17 protein-coding genes are annotated in these 21,468 nt (G+C 68.3%); 11 read left to right on the forward strand and 6 right to left on the reverse strand.

All coding sequences use genetic code 11. From position 1 onward, the window contains the following. Together gcvH and gcvP are read left to right on the forward strand one after the other, a co-directional pair. Positions 1-375, forward strand: a complete 375-nt coding sequence (gcvH, locus tag ELQ90_RS12985; protein WP_128495710.1) for a glycine cleavage system protein GcvH — start codon at positions 1-3, stop codon at positions 373-375. Next, positions 375-3,215, forward strand: a complete 2,841-nt coding sequence (gcvP, locus tag ELQ90_RS12990; protein ID WP_128495711.1) for an aminomethyl-transferring glycine dehydrogenase — start codon at positions 375-377, stop codon at positions 3,213-3,215. Before gcvH ends, gcvP begins: the two co-directional genes overlap by 1 nt. 92 nt (positions 3,216-3,307) lie before the next feature. Here the strand turns inward: gcvP and ELQ90_RS12995 are convergent, their stop codons facing one another. Continuing rightward, positions 3,308-4,060, reverse strand: coding sequence for a CPBP family intramembrane glutamic endopeptidase (locus ELQ90_RS12995; protein WP_128495712.1), 753 nt, complete (start codon positions 4,058-4,060; stop codon positions 3,308-3,310). A gap of 316 nt (positions 4,061-4,376) precedes the next feature. Between ELQ90_RS12995 and ELQ90_RS13000 the strand changes: the two genes are divergently transcribed. From ELQ90_RS13000 to ELQ90_RS13010, 3 genes are all read left to right on the forward strand, one after another. Beyond that, positions 4,377-6,092, forward strand: a complete 1,716-nt coding sequence (locus ELQ90_RS13000; RefSeq protein ID WP_243696175.1) for an ABC transporter family substrate-binding protein — start codon at positions 4,377-4,379, stop codon at positions 6,090-6,092. Positions 6,093-6,377: 285 nt separating this feature from the next. After that, positions 6,378-7,910: an ABC transporter permease gene (locus ELQ90_RS13005; protein ID WP_128495713.1), complete on the forward strand. Its 1,533-nt coding sequence runs from the start codon at positions 6,378-6,380 to the stop codon at positions 7,908-7,910. A gap of 1 nt (position 7,911) precedes the next feature. Further along, positions 7,912-8,985, forward strand: coding sequence for an ABC transporter permease (locus ELQ90_RS13010; protein WP_128495714.1), 1,074 nt, complete (start codon positions 7,912-7,914; stop codon positions 8,983-8,985). A gap of 57 nt (positions 8,986-9,042) precedes the next feature. Here ELQ90_RS13010 and ELQ90_RS13015 read toward each other — a convergent pair whose 3' ends face one another. Continuing rightward, entirely contained in the window at positions 9,043-9,663 is a 621-nt protein-coding gene (locus ELQ90_RS13015; protein WP_128495715.1) for a PH domain-containing protein, read from the reverse strand. A 31-nt stretch (positions 9,664-9,694) separates the two neighbouring features. Between ELQ90_RS13015 and ELQ90_RS13020 the strand changes: the two genes are divergently transcribed. Then, positions 9,695-11,416, forward strand: coding sequence for a dipeptide ABC transporter ATP-binding protein (locus tag ELQ90_RS13020; protein WP_128495716.1), 1,722 nt, complete (start codon positions 9,695-9,697; stop codon positions 11,414-11,416). Between the two features lie 4 nt (positions 11,417-11,420). Further along, complete coding sequence (typA, locus tag ELQ90_RS13025) at positions 11,421-13,328, forward strand: translational GTPase TypA (RefSeq protein ID WP_128495717.1); 1,908 nt, start codon at positions 11,421-11,423, stop codon at positions 13,326-13,328. An 82-nt stretch (positions 13,329-13,410) separates the two neighbouring features. On the opposite strand, the gene ELQ90_RS13030 is transcribed toward typA, so the two are convergent. The 4 genes from ELQ90_RS13030 to efeU all read right to left on the reverse strand — a co-directional run bounded on the left by ELQ90_RS13030 (position 13,411) and on the right by efeU (position 17,807). Then, positions 13,411-14,304 (reverse strand): aminoglycoside phosphotransferase family protein, encoded by an 894-nt coding sequence (locus ELQ90_RS13030; protein WP_128495718.1) that lies wholly within the window; start codon positions 14,302-14,304, stop codon positions 13,411-13,413. Positions 14,305-14,326: 22 nt separating this feature from the next. Further along, on the reverse strand, positions 14,327-15,637 hold the full coding sequence (gene efeB / locus ELQ90_RS13035; protein WP_128495719.1) for an iron uptake transporter deferrochelatase/peroxidase subunit: 1,311 nt from the start codon (positions 15,635-15,637) through the stop codon (positions 14,327-14,329). A gap of 4 nt (positions 15,638-15,641) precedes the next feature. Beyond that, positions 15,642-16,856: an iron uptake system protein EfeO gene (gene efeO, locus ELQ90_RS13040; protein WP_128495720.1), complete on the reverse strand. Its 1,215-nt coding sequence runs from the start codon at positions 16,854-16,856 to the stop codon at positions 15,642-15,644. Between the two features lie 90 nt (positions 16,857-16,946). Then, positions 16,947-17,807, reverse strand: coding sequence for an iron uptake transporter permease EfeU (gene efeU, locus ELQ90_RS13045; RefSeq protein ID WP_128495721.1), 861 nt, complete (start codon positions 17,805-17,807; stop codon positions 16,947-16,949). 174 nt (positions 17,808-17,981) lie between these two features. Between efeU and ELQ90_RS13050 the strand changes: the two genes are divergently transcribed. From ELQ90_RS13050 to ELQ90_RS13065, 4 genes are all read left to right on the forward strand, one after another. After that, positions 17,982-18,509 (forward strand): hypothetical protein, encoded by a 528-nt coding sequence (locus ELQ90_RS13050; RefSeq protein ID WP_243696176.1) that lies wholly within the window; start codon positions 17,982-17,984, stop codon positions 18,507-18,509. After that, a complete protein-coding gene (gene fdxA / locus ELQ90_RS13055) occupies positions 18,506-18,826 on the forward strand; it encodes a ferredoxin (protein WP_128495722.1) in 321 nt (106 codons plus the stop codon). The genes ELQ90_RS13050 and fdxA overlap by 4 nt, the downstream gene beginning before the upstream one ends. 14 nt (positions 18,827-18,840) lie before the next feature. After that, positions 18,841-19,965, forward strand: a complete 1,125-nt coding sequence (dapC, locus tag ELQ90_RS13060) for a succinyldiaminopimelate transaminase (protein ID WP_128495723.1) — start codon at positions 18,841-18,843, stop codon at positions 19,963-19,965. Positions 19,966-20,105: 140 nt separating this feature from the next. Beyond that, the gene (locus ELQ90_RS13065) at positions 20,106-21,413 is read left to right on the forward strand and encodes a citrate synthase (protein WP_128495724.1); all 1,308 of its coding nucleotides are present in this window, start codon (positions 20,106-20,108) and stop codon (positions 21,411-21,413) included. The last annotated feature ends 55 nt before the right edge of the window (positions 21,414-21,468 follow it).

The raw sequence follows: 21,468 nt of genomic DNA on the forward strand, positions 1-21,468 counted from the left end.
ATGCCGGACCTCACGACCCTCCACTACACGACGGAACACGAGTGGATCGCCGTCGACGGCGATGTCGCGACCGTCGGCATCACCGACTTCGCCGCCGACAAGCTCGGTGACGTCGTCTTCGTCGAGCTCCCCGAGGTCGGGGGACAGGTGACCGGCGGCACCGTCGTGGGCGAGATCGAGTCGACGAAGTCCGTCGGCGAGCTCTACGCTCCCGTCGACGGGGAGGTCGTCGAGACCAACGACACCGTCGTCGACGACCCGTCGCTCGTCAACAGCGACCCCTTCGGGGCCGGATGGCTCGTCAAGGTGCGCTTCACGGCGCTGCCCGACGGGCTGCTCGACCACGACGCGTACACGGCCCTGGTCGGCGAGTGATGGGGGAGCGTTTCTCCGACCGTCACATCGGCACGACGGTCGCCACCCAACGCGTCATGCTGGACGTCGTCGGGTACGGTTCGGTCGACGAGCTCATGGACGCCGCCGTACCGGGATCGATCCGCTTGTCGGCTCTCGGCACCTCCGTCATCCCCGAGGCGGCCGACGAGCGCGGTGCCCTCGCCGAGCTCCGCGGGCTCGCGGCGCGCAACGCCGTCAACCGCTCGCTCATCGGCCTCGGCTACTCCGGCACGATCACGCCGGCCGTCATCACACGCAATGTCCTCGAGAACCCCTCGTGGTACACGGCGTACACGCCGTACCAGCCGGAGATCTCCCAGGGCCGCCTCGAAGCCCTCATCAACTTCCAGACGATGGTGACGGACCTCACGGGACTGCACACGGCGAACGCGTCGATGCTCGACGAGGGCACCGCTGTCGTCGAGGGCATGCTGCTCGCGCGCCGTGCGTCGAAGTCCCCCTCCTCCGTCTTCCTCATGGACGCCGACGCCCTCCCGCAGACGAAGGCGCTCCTCCTCGGTCGTGCCGAGCCCGTCGGGATCGAGATCGTCGAGATCGATCTCGCGACCGTGGACGATCTGCCCGAGGCGTTCGGTGCCTTCGTGCAGTACCCGGGAGCGTCAGGCCGGCTCTGGGACCCGAGCGACGTGGTGGCCCGAATCCACGCGAGTGGGGGACTCGCCGTCGTCGCGGCCGACCTGCTCGCGCTCGCTCTCGTGCGCTCTCCCGGCGAGTTCGGCGCGGACATCGCCGTCGGTACGACGCAGCGCTTCGGTGTGCCCCTCGGGTTCGGCGGGCCGCACGCCGGTTATCTCGCTGTGCGCGCGGGTCTGGAGCGGCAGATGCCCGGGCGCCTCGTCGGCGTCAGCCAGGACGCCTCCGGTCACCCCGCGTACCGGCTCACCCTCCAGACCCGTGAGCAGCACATCCGTCGCGAGAAAGCGACGTCCAACATCTGCACCGCGCAGGTGCTCCTCGCGGTGATGGCGTCGATGTACGCCGTCTACCACGGCCCCGACGGTATCCGCCGGATCGCGCAGGAGGTCGCCGACCGCGCGGCGTCGCTCGTCGATTCCCTCGAGATCGCCGGAGTGGAGGTCGTCGCGACCGACGTCTTCGACACCATCCGCGCGATCGTGCCCGGACGCGCCGACGAGATCGTGAGCGCCGCGCACGAGCACGGCCTGCTGCTGTGGCGCGTCGACGCGGACACCGTCCACGTCGCGGTCGACGAGACCACCGAGCGAGCCGACCTCGAACTCGTCGCGTCCCTGCTCGGCGGCGATCCCATCCCGGACTCGCCCTCCAGCCGGATCCCGGAGGCGTTGACGCGCTCGAGCGAGTACCTCACGCACGACGTGTTCAACTCCCACCGGTCCGAGACGGCCATGATGCGGTACCTCAAGACCCTCGCGGATCGGGACTACGCGCTCGACCGCGGGATGATCCCGCTCGGCTCGTGCACCATGAAGCTCAACGCCGCGACCGAGATGGAGGCCGTGACCTGGCCGGAGTTCGCCGCCCTGCACCCGTTCGCCCCCGAGGGCGATGTCGAGGGATCGCTCGAACTCATCGCGCAGCTCGAGCGCTGGATGGCCGAAGTCACCGGGTACGACTCCGTTTCCCTCCAGCCCAACGCCGGCAGCCAGGGTGAACTCGCCGGTCTCCTCGCGATCCGCGGGTACCACCGCTCCCGCGGCGGCGAGGCGCGCACCGTGTGCCTCATCCCGCAGAGCGCGCACGGCACGAACGCGGCGTCAGCCGTGCTCGCGGGCATGAAGGTCGTCGTCGTCGCGTGCGACGAGCTCGGCAACGTCGACCTCGACGACCTGCACGCCAAGATCGCGCAGTACGCGGAGTCCCTCGCCGCACTCATGATCACCTACCCGTCGACGCACGGCGTCTACGAGCACGAGGTGCGTGCGATCACCGACGCCGTGCACGAGGCCGGCGGCCAGGTCTACGTCGACGGCGCGAATCTCAACGCCCTGCTCGGCTATGCGCGCTTCGGCGACTTCGGGGGAGACGTCTCGCACCTCAATCTGCACAAGACGTTCTGCATCCCGCACGGCGGCGGCGGGCCTGGCGTCGGGCCGGTCGCGGCGAAGGCCCACCTCGCGCCGTTCCTCCCCGGTCACCCGATGGCGCAGCGGTCGGACCACGACGGTCACGAGCACGGGGGCGTTCCGGTCTCCGCCGCGCCGTACGGCAGCGCGAGCATCCTGCCGATCGCGTGGGCGTACGTCCGCATGATGGGTTCGGAGGGTCTCCGCGCGGCGACGGGGGCTGCGGTCTTGTCGGCGAACTACATCGCTGCGCGACTGCGCGACCACTTCCCGGTCCTCTACACGGGCGGCGCCGGGCTCGTCGCGCACGAGTGCATCCTCGACCTGCGGCCCCTGCGGGAGGCCACGGGAGTCACGGTCGACGACGTCGCGAAGCGGCTCATCGACTACGGCTTCCACGCGCCGACCATGTCGTTCCCCGTCGCGGGCACGCTCATGGTCGAGCCGACGGAGAGCGAGGACCTCGCCGAGATCGATCGCTTCATCGACGCCATGATCGCGATCAAGGCGGAAGCCGACGCCGTCGGCGCGGGGGAGTGGCCCCGCGAGGACAACCCGCTCGTGAACGCCCCGCACACCGCGGAGAGCGTCGTCGACGACGCGTGGTACCACGCCTACTCGCGCGAGAAGGCCGTCTACCCCGTCCGCAGCCTCGTGCGCTCGAAGTACTGGCCACCGGTGCGTCGCATCGACCAGGCGTTCGGCGACCGCAACCTCGTCTGCTCGTGCCCGCCGCCGGAGGCGTTCGCCTGATCAGCGAGCTGCCCGCGATGCCCGTCGGTCCCGTGAGGACCGACGGGCATCGTCGTCCCGTCAGGCCTCGAAGACGTCAGGCCGCGAAGACGTCAGGCCGCGAAGACGTCCGGCCAGAGGGACACGGCGAGGGGATAACCGACGAACGACACGATGTCGAGCAGCGCGTGCGCGATCACGAGCGGCATGACGCGTCCCCAGCGGAGGTAGCACCAGCCGAATACGAGTCCCATGACGATGTTGCCGACGAAGGGCCCGTAGCCCTGGTACAGGTGGTACGTCCCGCGCAGCAGCGCCGCCGCCCCGATGATGAGCCACGGCGACCACGCGAGCTCCTTCAGTCGCGTGGAGAGGTAACCGATGACGATGACCTCCTCGACGAGGGCGGCACGGAGCGCGGAGAACACGAGCATCGGCACGGTCCACCAGTAGGTGTCGAGCGAGGACGCCTCGACGGCGAGATTGAGGCCGATGAGCCGGCAGACGGCGAAGAACACGATGCCCGGCACGCCGATCGCGAGGAAGAGCCCGACGCCGAGCACGGCGTCGCCGCCCGGACGCCGGAGATCGAGGCCGATCCGCTCGAAGGCGCTCCGCGAGGGCAGCCACAGCAGGTAGAGCGCGAGGGCGACGGGCAGAAGATCGAAGAAGTGCGACAGGAACTGGTAGGTGAAGTCGAGCCACTCCCGCTCGCTGCGCGCCGGGTTCACCGAAGTGCTCTGGTCGGCGATCGCCACGGGCGCGGTGGCCGCCGCGATGATCGCGACGATCGCGTAGACGGCCGATGCCCCGAGCGACAGCCCGAGGACGATGACGATCTCCCAGCGGATGCGCGCACGACTCATCCGTCCATCCTGACCTACGTATGCGCATACGTTTCGCGGTGTTCATCCGGGCCCGAGGTGCGCCGCGATCGGACGAAATGACCGTTCGAACTGCACACCTCGCAACCGAGCGCTAGTTTCGTGCACGGATCTGCGCCGAAACGCAGCAATACGTCGGAGCGCTGCAACGATCGTGAAACCTCATTACCGCTTTGTAACGTTATGGCTCCTCGGTTTGGCCGACAGGTGACTGGCTGCTTAGGGTCAGTGGTATCCAGAGCGGCAGTGGCGCGCTTTTCGCGTGCGCTGACGCTCGTCACCTTGCACAGGAGGAACAGTGAGAATCACTCGATTCGGGGCAGTCGCTGCCGCGGTCGGTACCGGTGTCCTCGTCCTGTCCGGTTGCTCGGCCCCCGCGGCCCAGGACTCCGGACTCGACGAAGGCACGTCGGTCAACGTTGCGTGGAACCAGGCGTTCTACTCGTACAACGGGTCGACGTCGTTCGGTAACGCCACGGCCAACAACAACATCACCTCGATGACGTTGTCCGACTTCAAGTACTACGACAACACGCCGGAACTCCAGAAGGACGAGTCCTTCGGTACCTACGAGCTGGTGTCGGAAGACCCGCTCGTGGTGGAGTACACGGTCGCCGACGACGCCGTGTGGTCCGACGGCACCGCGATCGACGCCGGCGACCTCCTTCTGGGCTGGGCAGCCAACTCGCGTGCCCTCGACACCCCGGAGTTCGACCCGACGGAGTTCACGGACCCCGAGACCGGTGAGTTCACCGACGACTTCCCGACCGACGTCGTCTACTTCGACTCCGGCGCCCAGCCCGACACGGGCCTCGGCCTCGTGCAGGAGGTCCCGGAGATCAGCGAAGACGGCAAGACGATGACGCTCACGTACAGCGCGCCGTGGGTCGACTGGGAGCTCGACTTCCCGCCGATGCTTCCGGCTCACGTCGTCGCCAAGAACGCCCTCGAGATCGATGACGACGCGGAGGCCGAAGAGGCCCTCGTGACGGCGATCGAGGACAACGACGCCGCGGCGCTCGCCTCCATCTCGAACTTCTGGAACAACGGCTTCAACTTCACGGAGCTCCCGGAGGACGAGGGACTGTACCTCTCGAGCGGCCCCTACGTCATCACGGACTTCCAGGCCGACCAGTTCATCACCCTCGAGGCCAACGAGGAGTACGCGGGAGACCGCACTCCGAACATCTCGGAGATCACCGTCCGCTTCATCCCGGACCCGAACGCCGCCGTGTCGGCTCTCGAGAACGGTGAGGTCGACGTGATCTCGCCACAGGCGACGACCGACGTCGTCGACGCGCTCGAGGCCATCGACAGCGCCACGGTCCTCACGGGTTCCGAGGGCACCTACGAGCACGTCGACCTCATGTTCGACAACTCGAAGAGCGGCCACTTCAACGACCCCAAGGTCCGCGAGGCGTTCATGAAGGTGATCCCGCGCCAGGAGATCATCGACAAGCTCATCAAGCCCATCGTCGGTGACGACGCGGTGACCCGCGACTCGCAGGTGTTCGTGCCCGGCGCCGAGGGCTACGACGAGTCGATCGAGGGCAACGGCTCCGACGCGTACGCCGATGTCGACATCGAGGGCGCCACGGCGCTCCTCGCCGAGGCCGGCGTCACCAACCCCGAGGTCTGCGTCCTGTACGCCTCGAACAACCCCCGCCGTGTCAACGAGTTCCAGCTCATCCAGTCGTCGGCCGCGCAGGCCGGCTTCAACGTGACCGACTGCGGTAGCGAGGAGTGGGGCGGACTGCTCGGCACGCCGGGCGCCTACGACGCCGCGCTCTTCGGATGGCAGTCGACCAGCCTCGGTGTGACCGAGGCCGGCCCGAACTTCCAGACGGGTGGCATCAACAACCTGAACTTCTTCTCAGCCCCGAGATGGACGCTGTCATCGCGGAGCTCGGTGGAGAGTTCGACCCCGAGAAGCAGATCGAGCTCAAGCAGGAGATCGACCGCATCCTGTGGGAGAACTACTACGGCGTCACCATCTTCCAGTTCCCCTCGGTGACCGCGTTCGACGAGTCGAAGGTCACCGGGATCGACCCGTCGATCCTCGCGCCGACGATCTTCTGGAACGTCACGGAGTGGGAGGTCCCGAGCAGCTAAGACTCGCGTCTTGCTGAATCGGTAGCTCCCCCCGTCGGGGCGCTGGGTCCGCAATCGGACCCAGCGCCCCGACCCATGACCGCCGCCACCCGCACGATCCTGCGGTAGTTTGGCTCCGAACCACACGCGACCCGTGTGCCCGGATCGCCGACGGGCGGCCCCTCGAGATAGGCAGGTAGCCATTCCCATGGCTTCATTCATCACCCGGCGGTTGATCGCCGCCTTCTTCGTCCTCCTCGCCGCGACCTTCGTGATGTACATGCTCACGTGGGCGGCCGTCGACCCGCTCCGGGACCTGCGGGAGGGCAACGCGCCGAACAAGGCGCAGCTCATCGAAGCCCGGTCGAACCTCCTCGACCTCGACGTCCCCGTCTTCTTCCGCTACTTCCTGTGGCTCGCGGGCGTCGGCAAGTGCTTCATCGGCCAGTGCGACTTCGGGACGAGCATCCAGGGCCTGCCCATCACGACCCTGCTGTCGCAAGCGATCGGATCGACGATCCAGCTCGTGACCGTCGCTCAGATCCTCGCGATCATCCTCGGCATCATCGTCGGCATCACGACGGCCCTCCGCCAGTACAGCGGCTACGACTACGTCGTGACCTTCTTCTCGTTCCTCTTCTTCTCACTCCCCATCTTCTGGGTCGCCGTCCTCCTCAAACAGTTCGTGGCCATCGGGTTCAACGACTGGCTCGGTTCTCCCGAGATCGCGATACCCGTCATCATCGGCCTGACAGTGCTGTCCGGCTTCTTCTGGTTCTCGGTCGTGGGCGGCAGCCCGAAGCGACGGTGGGCGTCGTTCGCCGTCGGAGCCGCCGCGGCGGCTGCGCTGCTGTTCTACTTCAACGCCGTCGACTGGTTCTCGACCCCCTTCATCGGTCCTGTCGGCGTGGTCCTCACAGCCGTCGCGGCTGCGTTCGGGGTCACCGCGGTCTCCGTCGGGCTCAAGGATCGCAAGGCGCTCATCGCCGCGCTCGTGACCGCGGGACTCGGCATCGTGGCGTACTTCCCGATGTACTACTTCCTCTCGGCGTACATGACCCTCCCGATCTTCGTCGGGCTCGCCGTGCTCACGGTCGTCGTGGGAGCCGTGATCGGGTTCCTCCTCGGGGGCAAGGACAAGGCCGCCTCCGCCCGGACGTCCGCGATCGTCGCGTTCGTCGTCGGGGGAGTCGTCGCCCTCGACTGCCACCTGTACTGGTGGAGCGCCTACGTCGGCTCCTCGCGGGTCGGCGGTCGCCCCATCGCGACCGTCGGATCGCAGACGCCGAACCTCGGCGGCAACTTCTGGATCCAGGGCATCGACACGTTCACGCACCTCCTGCTGCCGACCATCGCGATCATCCTGATCTCCTTCGCGAGCCTCACGCGGTACACCAGGGCGAGCATGCTCGAGGTCATGAACCAGGACTACATCCGCACAGCCCGGTCCAAGGGACTCACGCAGCGCACGGTCGTCGTGCGCCACGCGCTCCGCAACGCGATGATCCCAATCACGACGATCATCGCCCTCGACATCGGAGCGCTCATCGGCGGTGCCGTCATCACCGAGTTCGTGTTCGGCTGGTCCGGCATGGGGCAGCTCTTCCAGAAGGGCCTCAACAGCCAGGACCCGGGCCCCGTCATGGCGTTCTTCGTCGTGACCGGCCTCCTGGCCGTCGTCTTCAACCTCGTGGCCGACCTCTTGTACGCGGCCCTCGACCCGAGAATCAGGGTGTCCTGACATGAGCGAAATCAACCTCGAACAGCCCGGCCCCGGGCACACCCCCGGCGTCGTCCCCGACGAGACCTCCATCGAGCAGCGCGAGACTCAGGGTCTCAGCCAGGGCCAGATCGTCCGGAAGCGCTTCTTCCGTCACCGTGCCGCGGTCGTCTCGATGATCGTGCTCGCGTTCGTCGTGCTGCTCGCCTTCACGTCCGTTGGCCTCGCGCTGCCCGGAATCCGGATCCCCGGCTGGTGGCAGTGGAACTGGACCGAGACGCCCGAACTCGTCGACAACGGGCGGCCGACGCTCAACCTCGTCCCGGGCCCCGGCTTCGGGATCGGCGTCCACCCGTTCGGGCAGGACCAGGTCGGTCACGACATCTTCGCTGTCGTCATGCGCGGGGCGCAGCAGTCGCTCATGATCATGGTTATCGTCGGCGTCGTCGGCACCGTCATCGGCGTGCTCTTCGGCGCCCTCGCCGGTTTCTACCGCGGCTGGGTCGACACCGTGCTCATGCGCTTCACCGACGTCATCATCACGATCCCGTACATCGTCGTCGGAGCCGTCGTCGGTCGCGCGGTGGGAGGCCTCGGTGCCGCCCTGCTCGGCATCTTCCTCGGATTGTTCTCGTGGATGGGTCTCGCGCGACTCGTGCGCGGCGAGTTCCTCTCGCTGCGCGAGCGCGAGTTCGTCGATGCGGCGCGCGTCTCCGGGGCGAGCGACCGCCGGATCATCTTCAAGCACATTCTGCCGAACTCGGTCGGCGTCATCATCGTGGCGGCGACCCTGCTCATGGCGAGCGCGATCCTCGCGGAGACGGCCCTGAGTTTTCTCGGTTACGGCGTGCGCTTCCCCGACACCTCGCTCGGTCTCATCATCTCCGAGAACCAGGCCGCCTTCGCGACCCGCCCGTGGCTGTTCTGGTGGCCCGGTCTCTTCATCATCATCATCGCGCTGTGCGTCAACTTCATCGGAGACGGTCTGCGCGACGCCTTCGACCCGCGCCAGAAGAAGATGCCGTCGCCCAAGGCTCTCGCTCGGGCCGCGGCGAAGAAGGCCTCGAAGGCCTTCTCGAAGCCGGCGACGAGCTAGATGACGCTCACGACAACGCGGCGCGAGCGCGTCCGTCTCTCCGGCGAGCGGCGGTCGTCAGAGCGCCGCTCCCAGGAGCGACGCGACGACGAGCGCCGCGAGCACAACGATCGTGCCGATGTGCCAGGTCGTGCGGACCGATCCGGGTTCGATGCGGCCGGACGCGAGGTGGCCGGCGTCGCGCAGGGACTCCCAGTGCGTACGCACGATCTCGGCGGCCTGGCCGGACGGCGTGTTGGCGGCGTCGCCCGGGCGGACCGACTCCCCGGCGTAGGCGCTCTCACGCAGGTTCGCCACGTCGGCGCGGTGCAGCGATGCCGCGCCGCGGACGCCGGGAGCCGGAGCGGCCCACACGGAGATGCGGCGGCCGGCCGCGCGGATCGTCAACGCGAAACGCGTGTCGAGGCTCTCGATCGCCGGCCACGCGATGTGCCAGGTGCGCAGGATGTTCACGACCTCGACCCCCTCCGGTCGCACCGACATGCCGGGTCGCCAGAAGAGCGCCCAGCACACCACGGCGAGCAGGAGGGTCGGGGGAGCGGTCCGCGCGATCGTCACGAGCTCGCCGGTGAGCAGGACCCCCACCAGACCGGCGGCACACACCACCGCCACCACCACGGTCAGGATTCGTCCGAACAGCGGGCGGAAACGGACCTCATGACTCGGCAGACTCGACATGAGTCCAGCTTTGCAGATGGGAATCGACGCGATGTCTAACTCAGCACTCCTCGACGGCACTCCGAGCGGCGACCCGTCGACGCTCCCCGAGACGGTCCTCGCGGTCGACGGCGTGAACGTCGACTTCTGGGTCGAAGGGGAGCTCTATCCCGCGGCGATCGACATGAACTACGAGGTCCGACGCGGCGAGGTCCTCGCGATCGTCGGCGAGTCGGGCTCGGGAAAGAGCACGAGCACCATGGCGCTCCTCGGGCTCCTCCCGCAGAACGCCCGCGTCACGGGCTCCATCAAGCTCCTCGACCGCGAGCTCAACGGCGTGCCGGAGTACGAACTGCGGAAGATCCGCGGAAACCAGATCGCGACGATCTTCCAGGAGCCGATGACGGCGCTCAACCCCGTCTACACGGTGGGCTTCCAGATCAGCGAGGCGCTCCGGTCGCACTTCGACATGTCGCCGACGGAAGCGAAGGCCCGCGCCGTCGAGCTCCTGACGATGGTCGAGATGCCGAACCCGGAGCAGTCGTACGACAAGTTCCCGCATCAGCTGTCCGGCGGCCAGCGCCAGCGGGCCATGATCGCGCAGTCGATCTCGTGCGATCCCCTCCTCCTCGTCGCCGACGAGCCGACGACGGCGCTCGACGTCACGGTCCAGGCGGAGATCCTCGACCTCATGCGCGACCTGCGCAAGCGGCTCGACTCGGCGATCATCCTCATCACCCATGACATGGGTGTCGTCGCCGACCTCGCGGACCGCGTCCTCGTGATGAAGAACGGCGTCGTGGTCGAGGGCGGAACGGTGGGCGAGATCTTCACGGCCCCGAAGCACGCCTACACGCAGCAGCTCCTGTCCGCGGTCCCGCACCTCGGGCGGGGCGAGGTCGAGGTGACCGAGCGGCTCGAGGAGGCGCTCGAGGGTAAGCGCGACGCCGTCCTGTCATTCTCCGACGTCGCGATCGAGTACCCGAAGCGCGGCCGCATTCCGGCCTTCCGCGCGGCCGACGGCATCGACCTCGAGCTCTTCCCCGGTGAGATCGTCGGTCTCGTCGGGGAATCGGGCTCGGGCAAGACGACGCTCGGGCGCGCGGCCGTCGGCCTGCTGCCGATCGTGGAGGGGAAGCTCGTCTCGTGCGGGGTCGACATCTCGAACGCGACGCTCAAAGACCTGAAGCCGCTCCGACGCAAGGCGGGCATCGTCTTCCAGGACCCCGCGTCCTCGCTCAACCCGAGGATGCCGATCGGCGAGTCGATCGGCGAACCGATCTTCCTCGCGGGCGAGGCGAAGGGCGCAGACCTCGACAAGCGCGTCCAGACCCTGCTCGAGCAGGTGGAACTCCCGACGAGCTACCGCAACCGTTTCCCGCACGAATTGTCCGGCGGTCAGAAGCAGCGTGTCGGCATCGCGCGCGCCCTCGCGCTCCGTCCGGATCTGCTCGTCGCCGACGAGCCGACGAGCGCGCTCGACGTCTCCGTCCAGGCACGATTCCTCGACCTCCTGCAGGAGCTGCAGCAGCAATTGCAGTTCGCGTGCCTCTTCATCAGCCACGACCTCGCGGTGGTGGATCGGCTCTCGCACCGCATCGCGGTCATGCGTAAGGGTAAACTGGTGGAACAGGGCACCGGCGATCAGATCCTCCGTGCCCCCGAAGACCCCTACACCCAGCGCCTCATCAGTGCCGTTCCTGTGCCTGATCCGGTCGAGCAGCGAGCTCGTCGAGAGGCGCGACACCAAGCCAAGCAGAAGGACCAGGGATAGAACTATGGCGATTGCCACACGTGCTGACCTCCGTAACGTGGCGATCGTCGCACACGTCGACCACGGCAAGACGACCCTCGTCGACGCCATGCTCCGTCAGACGAACTCGTTCGCGGAGCACGCCCACCTCGAAGACCGCGCGATGGACTCGAACGAGCTCGAGCGCGAGAAGGGCATCACGATCCTCGCCAAGAACACGGCGATCTCGTACAACGGTGTCCACGCGACCGACGGTCCGATCACGATCAACGTGATCGACACGCCGGGCCACGCCGACTTCGGCGGAGAGGTCGAGCGCGGCCTCTCCATGGTCGACGGCGTTGTGCTCCTCGTCGACGCGAGCGAGGGTCCGCTCCCGCAGACGCGGTTCGTGCTCCGCAAGGCGCTCGAGGCGAAGCTTCCCGTGATCCTCCTCGTCAACAAAACCGATCGTCCCGATGCGCGCATCGACGAGGTCGTCGCCGAGAGCCAGGACCTGCTCATCGGTCTGGCCTCCGACCTCTCGGAGGACGTGCCGGACCTCGACCTCGACGCCGTCCTCGACGTGCCCGTCGTCTACGCGTCCGGCAAGGCCGGCCGCGCGTCGACGACGAAGCCCGACAACGGCTCGCTGCCCGACAACGAGGACCTCGAGCCGTTGTTCGACGCGATTCTCACGCACATCCCGGCGCCGACGTACGACGACGAGCACCCGCTCCAGGCGCACGTGACGAACCTCGACTCCTCGCCGTTCCTCGGTCGTCTCGCCCTCCTGCGCGTGTTCAACGGCACGCTCAAGAAGGGCCAGACGGTCGCGTGGGTCCGTCACGACGGCGACGTGCACAACGTCCGCGTCACCGAACTCATGATCACGAAGGCCCTCGACCGCTACCCGGCTGAGAGCGCCGGACCCGGCGACATCGTCGCCGTCGCCGGCTTCGCCGACATCATGATCGGCGACACCCTCGCCGATCCCGACGACGTGCGCCCTCTCCCGGGCATCACGGTCGACGATCCCGCTATCTCGATGACGATCGGCACCAACACCTCGCCGCTCGTCGGCAAGGTGAAGGGCCACAAGCTCACGGCGCGCATGGTCAAGGACCGTCTCGACCGCGAGCTCATCGGCAACGTCTCGCTCAAGGTCCTCGACATCGGGCGGCCCGACGCGTGGGAGGTGCAGGGCCGAGGAGAGCTCGCACTCGCGATCCTCGTCGAGCAGATGCGGCGCGAAGGCTACGAGCTCACCGTCGGCAAGCCGCAGGTCGTCACGAAGCGGATCGACGGCAAGATCCACGAGCCGTACGAGCACCTCACGATCGACGTCCCCGAGGAGCACCTCGGCGCGATCACGCAGCTCCTCGCTGCCCGCAAGGGTCGCATGGAGAACATGTCGAACCACGGCACGGGCTGGGTCCGCATGGAGTTCATCGTCCCGTCGCGCGGCCTCATCGGCTTCCGCACCGAGTTCCTCACGCTCACGCGCGGAACCGGCATCGCCAACGCCATCTCGCACGGCTACGGCGAGTGGGCCGGCCAGATCGTCACCCGCCAGAACGGCTCGATCGTCGCGGACCGTTCCGGCGTCGTCACACCGTTCGCGATCATCGCGCTCCAGGAGCGCATGACGTTCTTCGTGAACCCGACCGAAGAGGTCTACGAGGGCATGGTCATCGGCGAGAACTCCCGCGCCGACGACATGGACGTCAACATCACGAAGGAGAAGAAGCTGACCAACATGCGTCAGTCGACCTCCGACACGTTCGAGTCGATGACCCCGTCGCGCCAGCTCACTCTCGAGGAGAGCCTCGAATTCGCCCGCGAGGACGAGTGCGTCGAGGTCACACCCGAGATGGTCCGCATCCGCAAGGTCGAGCTCGATCAGAACGCTCGCGCCCGCCTCACCTCGCGGCTCAAGAAGCAGTCCGAGTAGTCGTCGGCCCGTCGGCCCACGAGCACACGACGACGCTGCCCCCTCGATGATTCGAGGGGGCAGCGTCGTCGTGCGAGGGGTGTCAGGGATTCTCGGGCAGGAGCACCTGCGCGAAGGTGTGCGCCGCGAGGGCCGCCATGTCCGGGTCGTCGTCGGAGTGCGCGTCGAGCGCGGTCGCGAGGACGAGCGCCCACGCCCGCGCTCGACGCCAGTCGGCCGCTTCATACCCGCGCGCTTCGTCCGCGGTCACCCGGAACTCGGCTCGCGCGTCCGCCTCGAAGAAGAGCCACCCGGCGGCGAGGTCGGTCACGGGATCACCGGCGCACACATCGCCGAAGTCGATGAGCGCGACGAGTCGGCCGTCCTCGACGAGGACGTTGCCCGGGTGCGGGTCCCCATGGAGCCAGACGGGCTCCCGCTGCCACGGCCGCGTGTCGACGAGCTCCGTCCACAGCTCGGCGAGGGCCGGGGCAGCAGGGGACGGCGACGCGGTGAGGCGACCGCGGACAGCGACGTCGCGGAGTCGCAGATCGACGCCGCGCACGGGATTGTGCGGCGCGTCGGCGGGAGCGGGCACGTGGAGCGCCGTGAGTGTGTCGGCGAGCGGGCGTGCAAGAGGCGCACGCTCCGCGGCCGCCAGGCCGAGTGCCGAACGGCCGGGCAACCACGGCGCGACGGTCCAGGACCACGGGTAGCGCCAGGTCGGCCGTCCGGTGCGCTCGGGCACGGGGACCGGCACGGGAAGGAGTGCTGCCAGTTCCGGGAGCCACCTCGCCTCGTGCTCGATGAGCACCGCGGACGCCTCGCGCCGGGGGAGCCTCACGACGAGGTCGTCACCCAAGCGGTACAGCGTATTGTCCCAGCCGTTCGTGATCAGGCGCAGCGGCCGATCGGCCAGATCGGGGTGCTGCTCGGCGAGGAGCTCGGCGACCAGTCGGTCGTCCACGAGCACGTCGGCGTCGGGTGTGCGACCCATCGTTGCCTCTTCCCCGTGCGGCTCAGGACTCGAACAGTCTCCGACCGATGTACTCATTCTCGCGTGCTCCCGGAGGCACGGCGAACACGGCGGACCCGATGTGCTTGAGGTATTCCGCGAGGGCGTCCGTCGCGATGGCCTCCTGGACGGCCACGAAGTTGCCGACGGATCGTTGGAAGCTGATGAAGAACAGGCCGGCGTCGAGCGTTCCGAGGGGATCGCTGCCGTCGACGTAGTTGTACCCGCGTCGAAGGAGTCGAATCCCTCCGACGTTGCTCGGATGCGCCCGCCGCACGTGCGACGTCGGATCGATGAGCGGTTCGCCCGCTGCGCCCGTGGTCGCGAAGTCGGGTTCCGAGAACTCCGTGCCTCCGGACAGGGGAGCGCCCTCGCCCTTCGACCGGCCGATCACGCGTTCCTGCTCGAGCCGTTGCTGCCGATCCCAGACCTCGATGATCATCCGGATCTTGCGGGTGACGAGATAGCTCCCGCCGCGCATCCAATCGACGTCCTCGCCGCCCGCCCACACCCACTCGTCGACCGCCGAACGATCCTCGAGCTTGAGGTTCGCCGTCCCGTCCTTGAAGCCGAAGAGGTTGCGGGGCGTCTTCTGCGCCGTCGAGGTCGAGGAGGTCCGGCCGAAGCCGAGCTGCGACCACGCGACGGATGCTCGCCCGAAGGCGATCCGGCTGAGGTTGCGGATGGCGTGGACCGCTACTTGCGGATCGTCGGCGCACGCCTGGATGCACAGATCGCCGTCGCTCCACTCGGGGCGGAGGGCGTCACCGGCGAACCGCGGCAGCCGCTCGAGACCGGGAGGCCGGCGCGCCGCGATCCCGAATCGATCGACGCCGTCTTGACCTGTGAAGAGCGTCGGACCGAAACCGAAGGTGATCGTCAGCCCGCTCGGCGGAAGGTCGAGGGCCTCTCCGGTGTCGTCGGGAGGAGCGATGTCGGGACCGCCGAGCGCGCCGTCCTCCGAGACGTCGAGACCCGCGGTCAAGCGCGCCGCCGCCGCGGTCCAATCGGACAGGAGCTCGATGAGCCCGGCGCGGTCGAGCGAGGCAGACACGGTGAACGCGGCGAAGTGCAGCCGGTCCTGCGCCGGGGTCGTGATCCCCGATTGGTGCTCCCCGTAGAACGGATACGTCGTGGTTGTTTGGGGGGCACCTGCTGTCAACGGACTCGTCGACGCGAGGGCGACGCCTCCCGCCGCTCCGGCCGCCAACCCCGCGGCTCCAGCGGAGACGAGCCCGAGGAGGCCGCGCCGTGAGACGCCGCGGACCGGCCGGTCCCCGTCGTCGGGGGCGTCGTCCGTCGTCGGTGCGTCCATGCGCCTAGGAGACCCCGAGAACGGTGCTCGTGAGGCGCGAGAGCGGTTCGGCGAGGGCGTTGACCGCGTCGGACAGTTCCTTCTTGTCGCCGTCGTCGAGCTCACCGTACGCGACGAAGCCGTCCTCGATGCTGCCGTATTCGGCGAGGAGGGTCTCGAGCGCCGCGAACTGCGTCGTGATGTCGTCGACGAGCGCGGCCCCGTCCTCTCCGTGCGCGATCGCGATGTCCTCGACGTTGCCGAACGCGACCTTCGCGCCCTGGACGTTCGCGGCGAAGTCGGTGAGATCGGTGCCGGACCACCAGTCCTCCTCGCCCGTGATCTTGCCAGAGGCGACCTCGTCGAGCAGCGCGATCGCGCCGTTGCTGATGTCGCCGAGCGACACCGTGAACGCGTCGTCGGTCACGAGGTCGTGCAACTCGGCGACGTCGGCAACGAGGCCGTCGGCGAAGGCCGTGCGCTGCTCGGCAGTCGACGGGGCCCAATCGACGGTCGCGTCGCTCCCGTCCGAGTTGAGCGCCCCGGGCGCCGGCGGCCACAGGTCCTTCTCGATGCGGTGGAAGCCGGTCCAATCGAGTCCGTCGGCGACGGCGTCGACCTCGCGGAAGTCGATCTTCGGGTCGAGGTCGCCGAAAGCCTCGGCGGTCGGCTCGACGCGCTCGTAGAAGACGCGCGTCGACGCGAAGAGGGATCGCGCGAGGTCGTCGTCGCCCGCGGCGTACGCATCGGTGAACGACTGGACGGCGGGGATCAGTTCACCCACTTGCGACCGGATGTAGGCGACGTAATTCGTGACGGCGGCGTCGGTGAGTTCCTGCTCGTCGTCGCTGATCGCCGCGGACTCGCCGCTCACGGTGAACTCGGCGAGGCCGACGGGAGCGCCGACCTGCTGGAACTTGCACGCCGTGAAGTAGGTGCCGGCGGGCAGCTGCGCGACGTAGCCGACCGTCTGCCCCGGCGCGACGTTCTCCTTCTCGCCGACGATGCGCAGCTTGTCCTCCGCGAGGATCTCGAACTCGTTGACGTCGGTGCCCTCGTTGCTGAGGGTGAAGGTCACCGCTCCCGCCGATGCCGCATCGGCCGAGACGGCACACGTGTCGTCGGTGATGCTCACGCTGAGGGCTGCGGCATCGTCGGTCGGCGTGTTGGGCACGCACCCCGTGAGGGCGAGGGCGATGAGGCCACCACCGCTGAGAGCGGCGAGAAGGCGTCGGGACATGGGGACTCCTGTCGAAAGTGGTGAGCGAAGCGATGGGCGTGCGTCCCGGTAGCGGGAACGGCGGGGGAGGAGCGCCGGCGATGCGGGGTCTCAGGCGGGCGAGCCGACGACGTCCGTCGGTCCGGCGCGGTCCGAGACGGATCGCGACCCGCCCCCGGTGGTGCGGGCGACGAAGAGCGCGAGCACGACGACGAGGTACACGATCCAGGCCGTGAGCTGGACCCACGTCGGCGTCGGGGTGAAGTTGAGGATCCCGGCGAGCAGGGTCCCGTACCAGCTCGTCGGCGGTACGGCCGCGCTCAGATCGACGGCGGCGACGCCCCAGCCGGGCAGGACGGCGGCCTCCTGGAGGTCGCCGATGCCGTAGACGAGGATCCCGGCGGCGACGACGATGAGGAAGACCCCTGTCCAGCGGAAGAAACGCGAGAGGTCGACGTGCACGAGGCCGCGATTGATGAGCCACGCGACGAGGACGGCGATGAGGATCCCGACGAGGGCCGCGAGCGTGCCCGTCGCAGCGTTCTGCGACGAGGACGCGGATGCCCACAGCAGCAGGGCGGTCTCGATGCCCTCCCGCCCGACGCTCACGAGGCCGATGAGCACGACGGCGATTCCCGAGGACCCGATCGCGGCGTCGAGCTTCGACCGGAGGTCGCGCGTCAGGTCGCGCGCGTTGGACGCCATCCAGAAGATCATCCAGGTGACGAGCGCCACCGCCAGCAGGGAGAAGACGCCGCCGAGGATCTCCTGCGCCTGGAAGGACAACCCGTACGGCCCCCACGTGAGGACCGCCCCGACGGCGAGCGAGAGGACGACGGCTGCAGCGACGCCCGTCCAGAGCCGGGGGAGCACGTCACGCCGACCGATCCGATCGACGTACGCCACGAGGATGCCGATCACGAGGGCCGCTTCGAGGCCTTCTCGGAGACCGATCAGCAGGCTGGCGAACACGATGGCCCTTCGGGGAGGATCCGGTCGCGCGATCGGCCGGGACGGTGGGAGGGTCGAGTGGTGGGGGACGTCCGGCGGCGGGACCGGATCGTCGTAGCTGAGGGAAGGCTTGCCTAACCCGAGCCCCTCCGACGATAGCCATGGCTCGAGCGGTTGTCCAGATAGACTTGCCCGGTGACCGCGAACCACGGCGACGGGCCCGCCGCGAGGACATCGGACTCCCCGTTCGAGCCGTGGCCTGGCACCGACGCCCGTGCGGACCATTCGGCGCCTCCCGTCGCCGACGCGACTCCGAGTCTCGCTTCCCGCATCGTGACCGCCGTTCTCGGCCTCGTCGTCGGCGTGGTCTACGGTGCCGTCGGGACCGTCGCTCACCCGCTCGCCGTGTCCATCGGGTCGCTCTCCATCCCGTACGGCCTCGTCATCGCGCTCGTGGGAGTGCTGGCACTGTTCGTGGGGTTCCGCCTCGTCGTGGGAGGGAGACTCGCGGCCGTCGGAGCGGCGATCGGGGTGGTCGGCATCGTCTCGCTGTTCTCCCTCGAGAGCGTCGGCGGTTCGATCCTCATCCGCGAGGGGCTCGCCGGGTCCGTGTGGCTCGTCGGACCGGCGCTCCTCGGCGCTCTCGTGATCGCATGGCCATCACTCCCGACGCGCGCGCATAGACTGGAAGCTCCCGACGTGAAGGAGCCCCACACACCGTGACGTACGTGATCGCCCTTCCCTGCGTCGATGTGAAGGACCGCGCCTGCATCGACGAATGTCCCGTCGACTGCATCTACGAGGGCGACCGTTCCCTCTACATCCACCCCGACGAGTGCGTGGACTGCGGAGCGTGCGAGCCGGTCTGCCCCGTCGAGGCGATCTACTACGAGGACGACCTCCCCGCGGAATGGTCCGACTACTACACCGCGAACGTCGAGTTCTTCGAGGACATCGGATCCCCGGGCGGAGCCGCGAAGGTCGGTGTGATCCACAAGGACCACCCCGTCATCGCCGCGCTGCCTCCCCAGGCTCACTGACGGCTGGGCGACGCGTGGCTCTCGCTCCGCTTCCGGACTATCCCTGGGACGCGATGGCTCCCTTCGCGGAGTCCGCTGCACGCCATCCCGGCGGGATCGTTGATCTGTCGATCGGGTCGCCCGTCGATGCGACCCCGGAGATCGTCCGTCGAGCTCTCGCGGAAGCGACCGACGCCCACTCCTATCCCGCGACGATCGGGACGATCGACGTCCGCACGGCCGTCGTCGAGTGGTTCGCGCGTCGCCGGAACGTCCCGGGACTGATGACGGACCAGGTCATCCCCACCATCGGTTCGAAGGAATTCGTCGCCTTCCTGGCCTACATGCTCGGCCTCGGCGACGGCGACGTCGTCGTGCACCCGGTGAACGCCTACCCGACCTACGCGGTCGGCGCCGCGATGAGCGGGGCGACGGCCGTGGCGAGCGACGATCCCGCCGAGTGGCCGGAGAACACCCGGCTCGTCTGGCTCAACTCTCCGGGCAACCCCGACGGCCGGGTCCTCGACGTCGAGCAGTTGCGTGTGCGCGTCGCCCGCGCCCGCGAACTCGGAGCGATCATCGTCGGAGACGAGTGCTACGCCGAGCTGGGCTGGGACGGGCGCTGGGCGTCCGAACGCGTTCCGTCGATCCTCGACGACCGCGTCACGGGCGGCGACTCCCGGGGCGTGCTCGCGATCTACTCGCTCAGCAAGCAGAGCAACATGGCCGGATACCGCGCGGCCTTCGCCGCGGGATGCCGTGAGACGATCGCGCGACTCACGACCGTGCGCAAGCACGCCGGTCTCATGGTGCCGGCGCCGCTCCAGCACGCCATGGCCGTGGCGCTGCGCGACGACGGCCACGTCGCCGCGCAGCGCGAGCTGTACCGCCGTCGACGCACCGTGCTTCGCGACGCCCTCGGTGCCGCCGGCTTCCGCATCGACGGGAGCGAGGCAGGTCTGTACCTCTGGGCGACCGAGGGTCTCGACGCGTGGCGGACGATCGCGCGGCTCGCGGACGTCGGCATCCTCGCGGGCCCCGGCCCGTTCTACGGAGGGTCCTCGGCGGAACACGTCCGGCTGTCGCTCACGGCGACGGACGAGCGCATCGACGCCGCGATCGACCGATTGCGGGCGCTCCGAGACACGGCCGCGGGTTAGTGGTTTCCTCACGCGATGACGAGCGAGCATTGGCGGGTGCAACAGTAGGTGCCGACGCCGATTAGGCTGTAGTCGTCAGTGACGCCGGTGGGAACCACCGGCGGTCACGCTCGAATGGGACATCCAGCCAGGGAGGCACTGTGGGCGACGTCGGTCACGATTCAACGAAGGAAACCGAGACGGCGACCCTGTCGTTCCCCGGAGGGAGTGCCGAGTTCCCCGTCCTGCCTTCCGTCGACGGGGCGTCGAGCATCGACATCTCGGCCTTCACGAAGAAGACCGGGTACACGACCCTCGACTACGGTTTCGTCAACACGGCGGCCACGAAGTCGACGATCACGTACATCGACGGCGATGCCGGAATCCTCCGCTACCGCGGCTACCCCATCGAGCAGCTCGCGGGATCGTCGAGCTACCTCGAAGTCGCCTGGTTGCTCATCTACGGCGAACTGCCGACGGCGGATCAGCTCGGCGAGTTCGACGAGCGCATCCGCCGACACACGCTCCTGCATGAGGATCTGAAGCGGTTCTTCTCGGCGTTGCCGCACACCGCCCACCCGATGGCCGTGATCTCGAGCGCCCTCTCCGCGCTGTCGACGTACTACGAGAACTCGGACGACCCGAAGGACCCCGAGCAGGTCGAGCTCACGACGATCCGCCTCCTCGCGAAGCTGCCGGTCATCGCCGCCTACGCCCACAAGAAGTCGCTCGGACAGGCGTTCCTGTACCCGGACAACTCGCTGAGCTTCGTCGACAACTACCTCAAACTCAACTTCGGCAACCTCGCGGAGCCCTACGAGATCGACCCGGTGCTCTCGGGCGCCCTCGAGCGACTCCTGATCCTCCACGCGGACCACGAGCAGAACGCGTCGACGTCGACCGTCCGGCTCGTCGGTTCGACGGGTGCGAACCTCTACGCCTCGATCTCCGCCGGCATCAATGCGCTCTCGGGCCCGTTGCACGGCGGGGCCAACGAGGCGGTGCTCGACATGCTCGGCAAGATCCGGGACAGCGGCGAGGGCGTCGCGCGTTTCGTCGAGCGCGTCAAGAACAAGGAAGACGGCGTCAAGCTCATGGGCTTCGGACACCGCGTCTACAAGAACTACGACCCGCGCGCGAAGATCGTCAAGGAGAGCGCGGACTCGGTCCTCGAGCACCTCGGCGTGCAGGATCCGCTCCTCGACCTCGCGAAGGAACTCGAGCAGATCGCGCTCGAGGACGACTACTTCAAGGAGCGTCGTCTCTACCCGAACGTCGACTTCTACACGGGAGTCATCTACAAGGCGATGGGCTTCCCCACGCGGATGTTCACGGTGCTGTTCGCGATCGGCCGGCTGCCCGGCTGGATCGCCCACTGGCGTGAGATGAACCTCGACCCGCAGTCGAAGATCGGTCGCCCGCAGCAGCTCTACGTCGGCCCCGCCGAGAGGGAGTTCCCGCAGCGCTGACGACTCCGACTGTCCGGGTGGTCAACGGCCCTCCCCGAGCGCACCGTTCGTCGTG

It is taken from the genome of Labedella phragmitis, assembly GCF_004078635.1.
Taxonomy (GTDB): domain Bacteria; phylum Actinomycetota; class Actinomycetes; order Actinomycetales; family Microbacteriaceae; genus Labedella; species Labedella phragmitis.

Coding starts and splice junctions, on each gene's coding strand:
- gcvH (WP_128495710.1), top strand. CDS start 1: ATGCCGGACCTCACGACCCTCCACTACACGACGGAACACGAGTGGATC.
- gcvP (WP_128495711.1), top strand. CDS start 375: ATGGGGGAGCGTTTCTCCGACCGTCACATCGGCACGACGGTCGCCACC.
- ELQ90_RS12995 (WP_128495712.1), bottom strand. CDS start 4,060: ATGAGTCGTGCGCGCATCCGCTGGGAGATCGTCATCGTCCTCGGGCTG.
- ELQ90_RS13005 (WP_128495713.1), top strand. CDS start 6,378: ATGGCTTCATTCATCACCCGGCGGTTGATCGCCGCCTTCTTCGTCCTC.
- ELQ90_RS13010 (WP_128495714.1), top strand. CDS start 7,912: ATGAGCGAAATCAACCTCGAACAGCCCGGCCCCGGGCACACCCCCGGC.
- ELQ90_RS13015 (WP_128495715.1), bottom strand. CDS start 9,663: ATGTCGAGTCTGCCGAGTCATGAGGTCCGTTTCCGCCCGCTGTTCGGA.
- ELQ90_RS13020 (WP_128495716.1), top strand. CDS start 9,695: ATGTCTAACTCAGCACTCCTCGACGGCACTCCGAGCGGCGACCCGTCG.
- typA (WP_128495717.1), top strand. CDS start 11,421: ATGGCGATTGCCACACGTGCTGACCTCCGTAACGTGGCGATCGTCGCA.
- ELQ90_RS13030 (WP_128495718.1), bottom strand. CDS start 14,304: ATGGGTCGCACACCCGACGCCGACGTGCTCGTGGACGACCGACTGGTC.
- efeB (WP_128495719.1), bottom strand. CDS start 15,637: ATGGACGCACCGACGACGGACGACGCCCCCGACGACGGGGACCGGCCG.
- efeO (WP_128495720.1), bottom strand. CDS start 16,856: ATGTCCCGACGCCTTCTCGCCGCTCTCAGCGGTGGTGGCCTCATCGCC.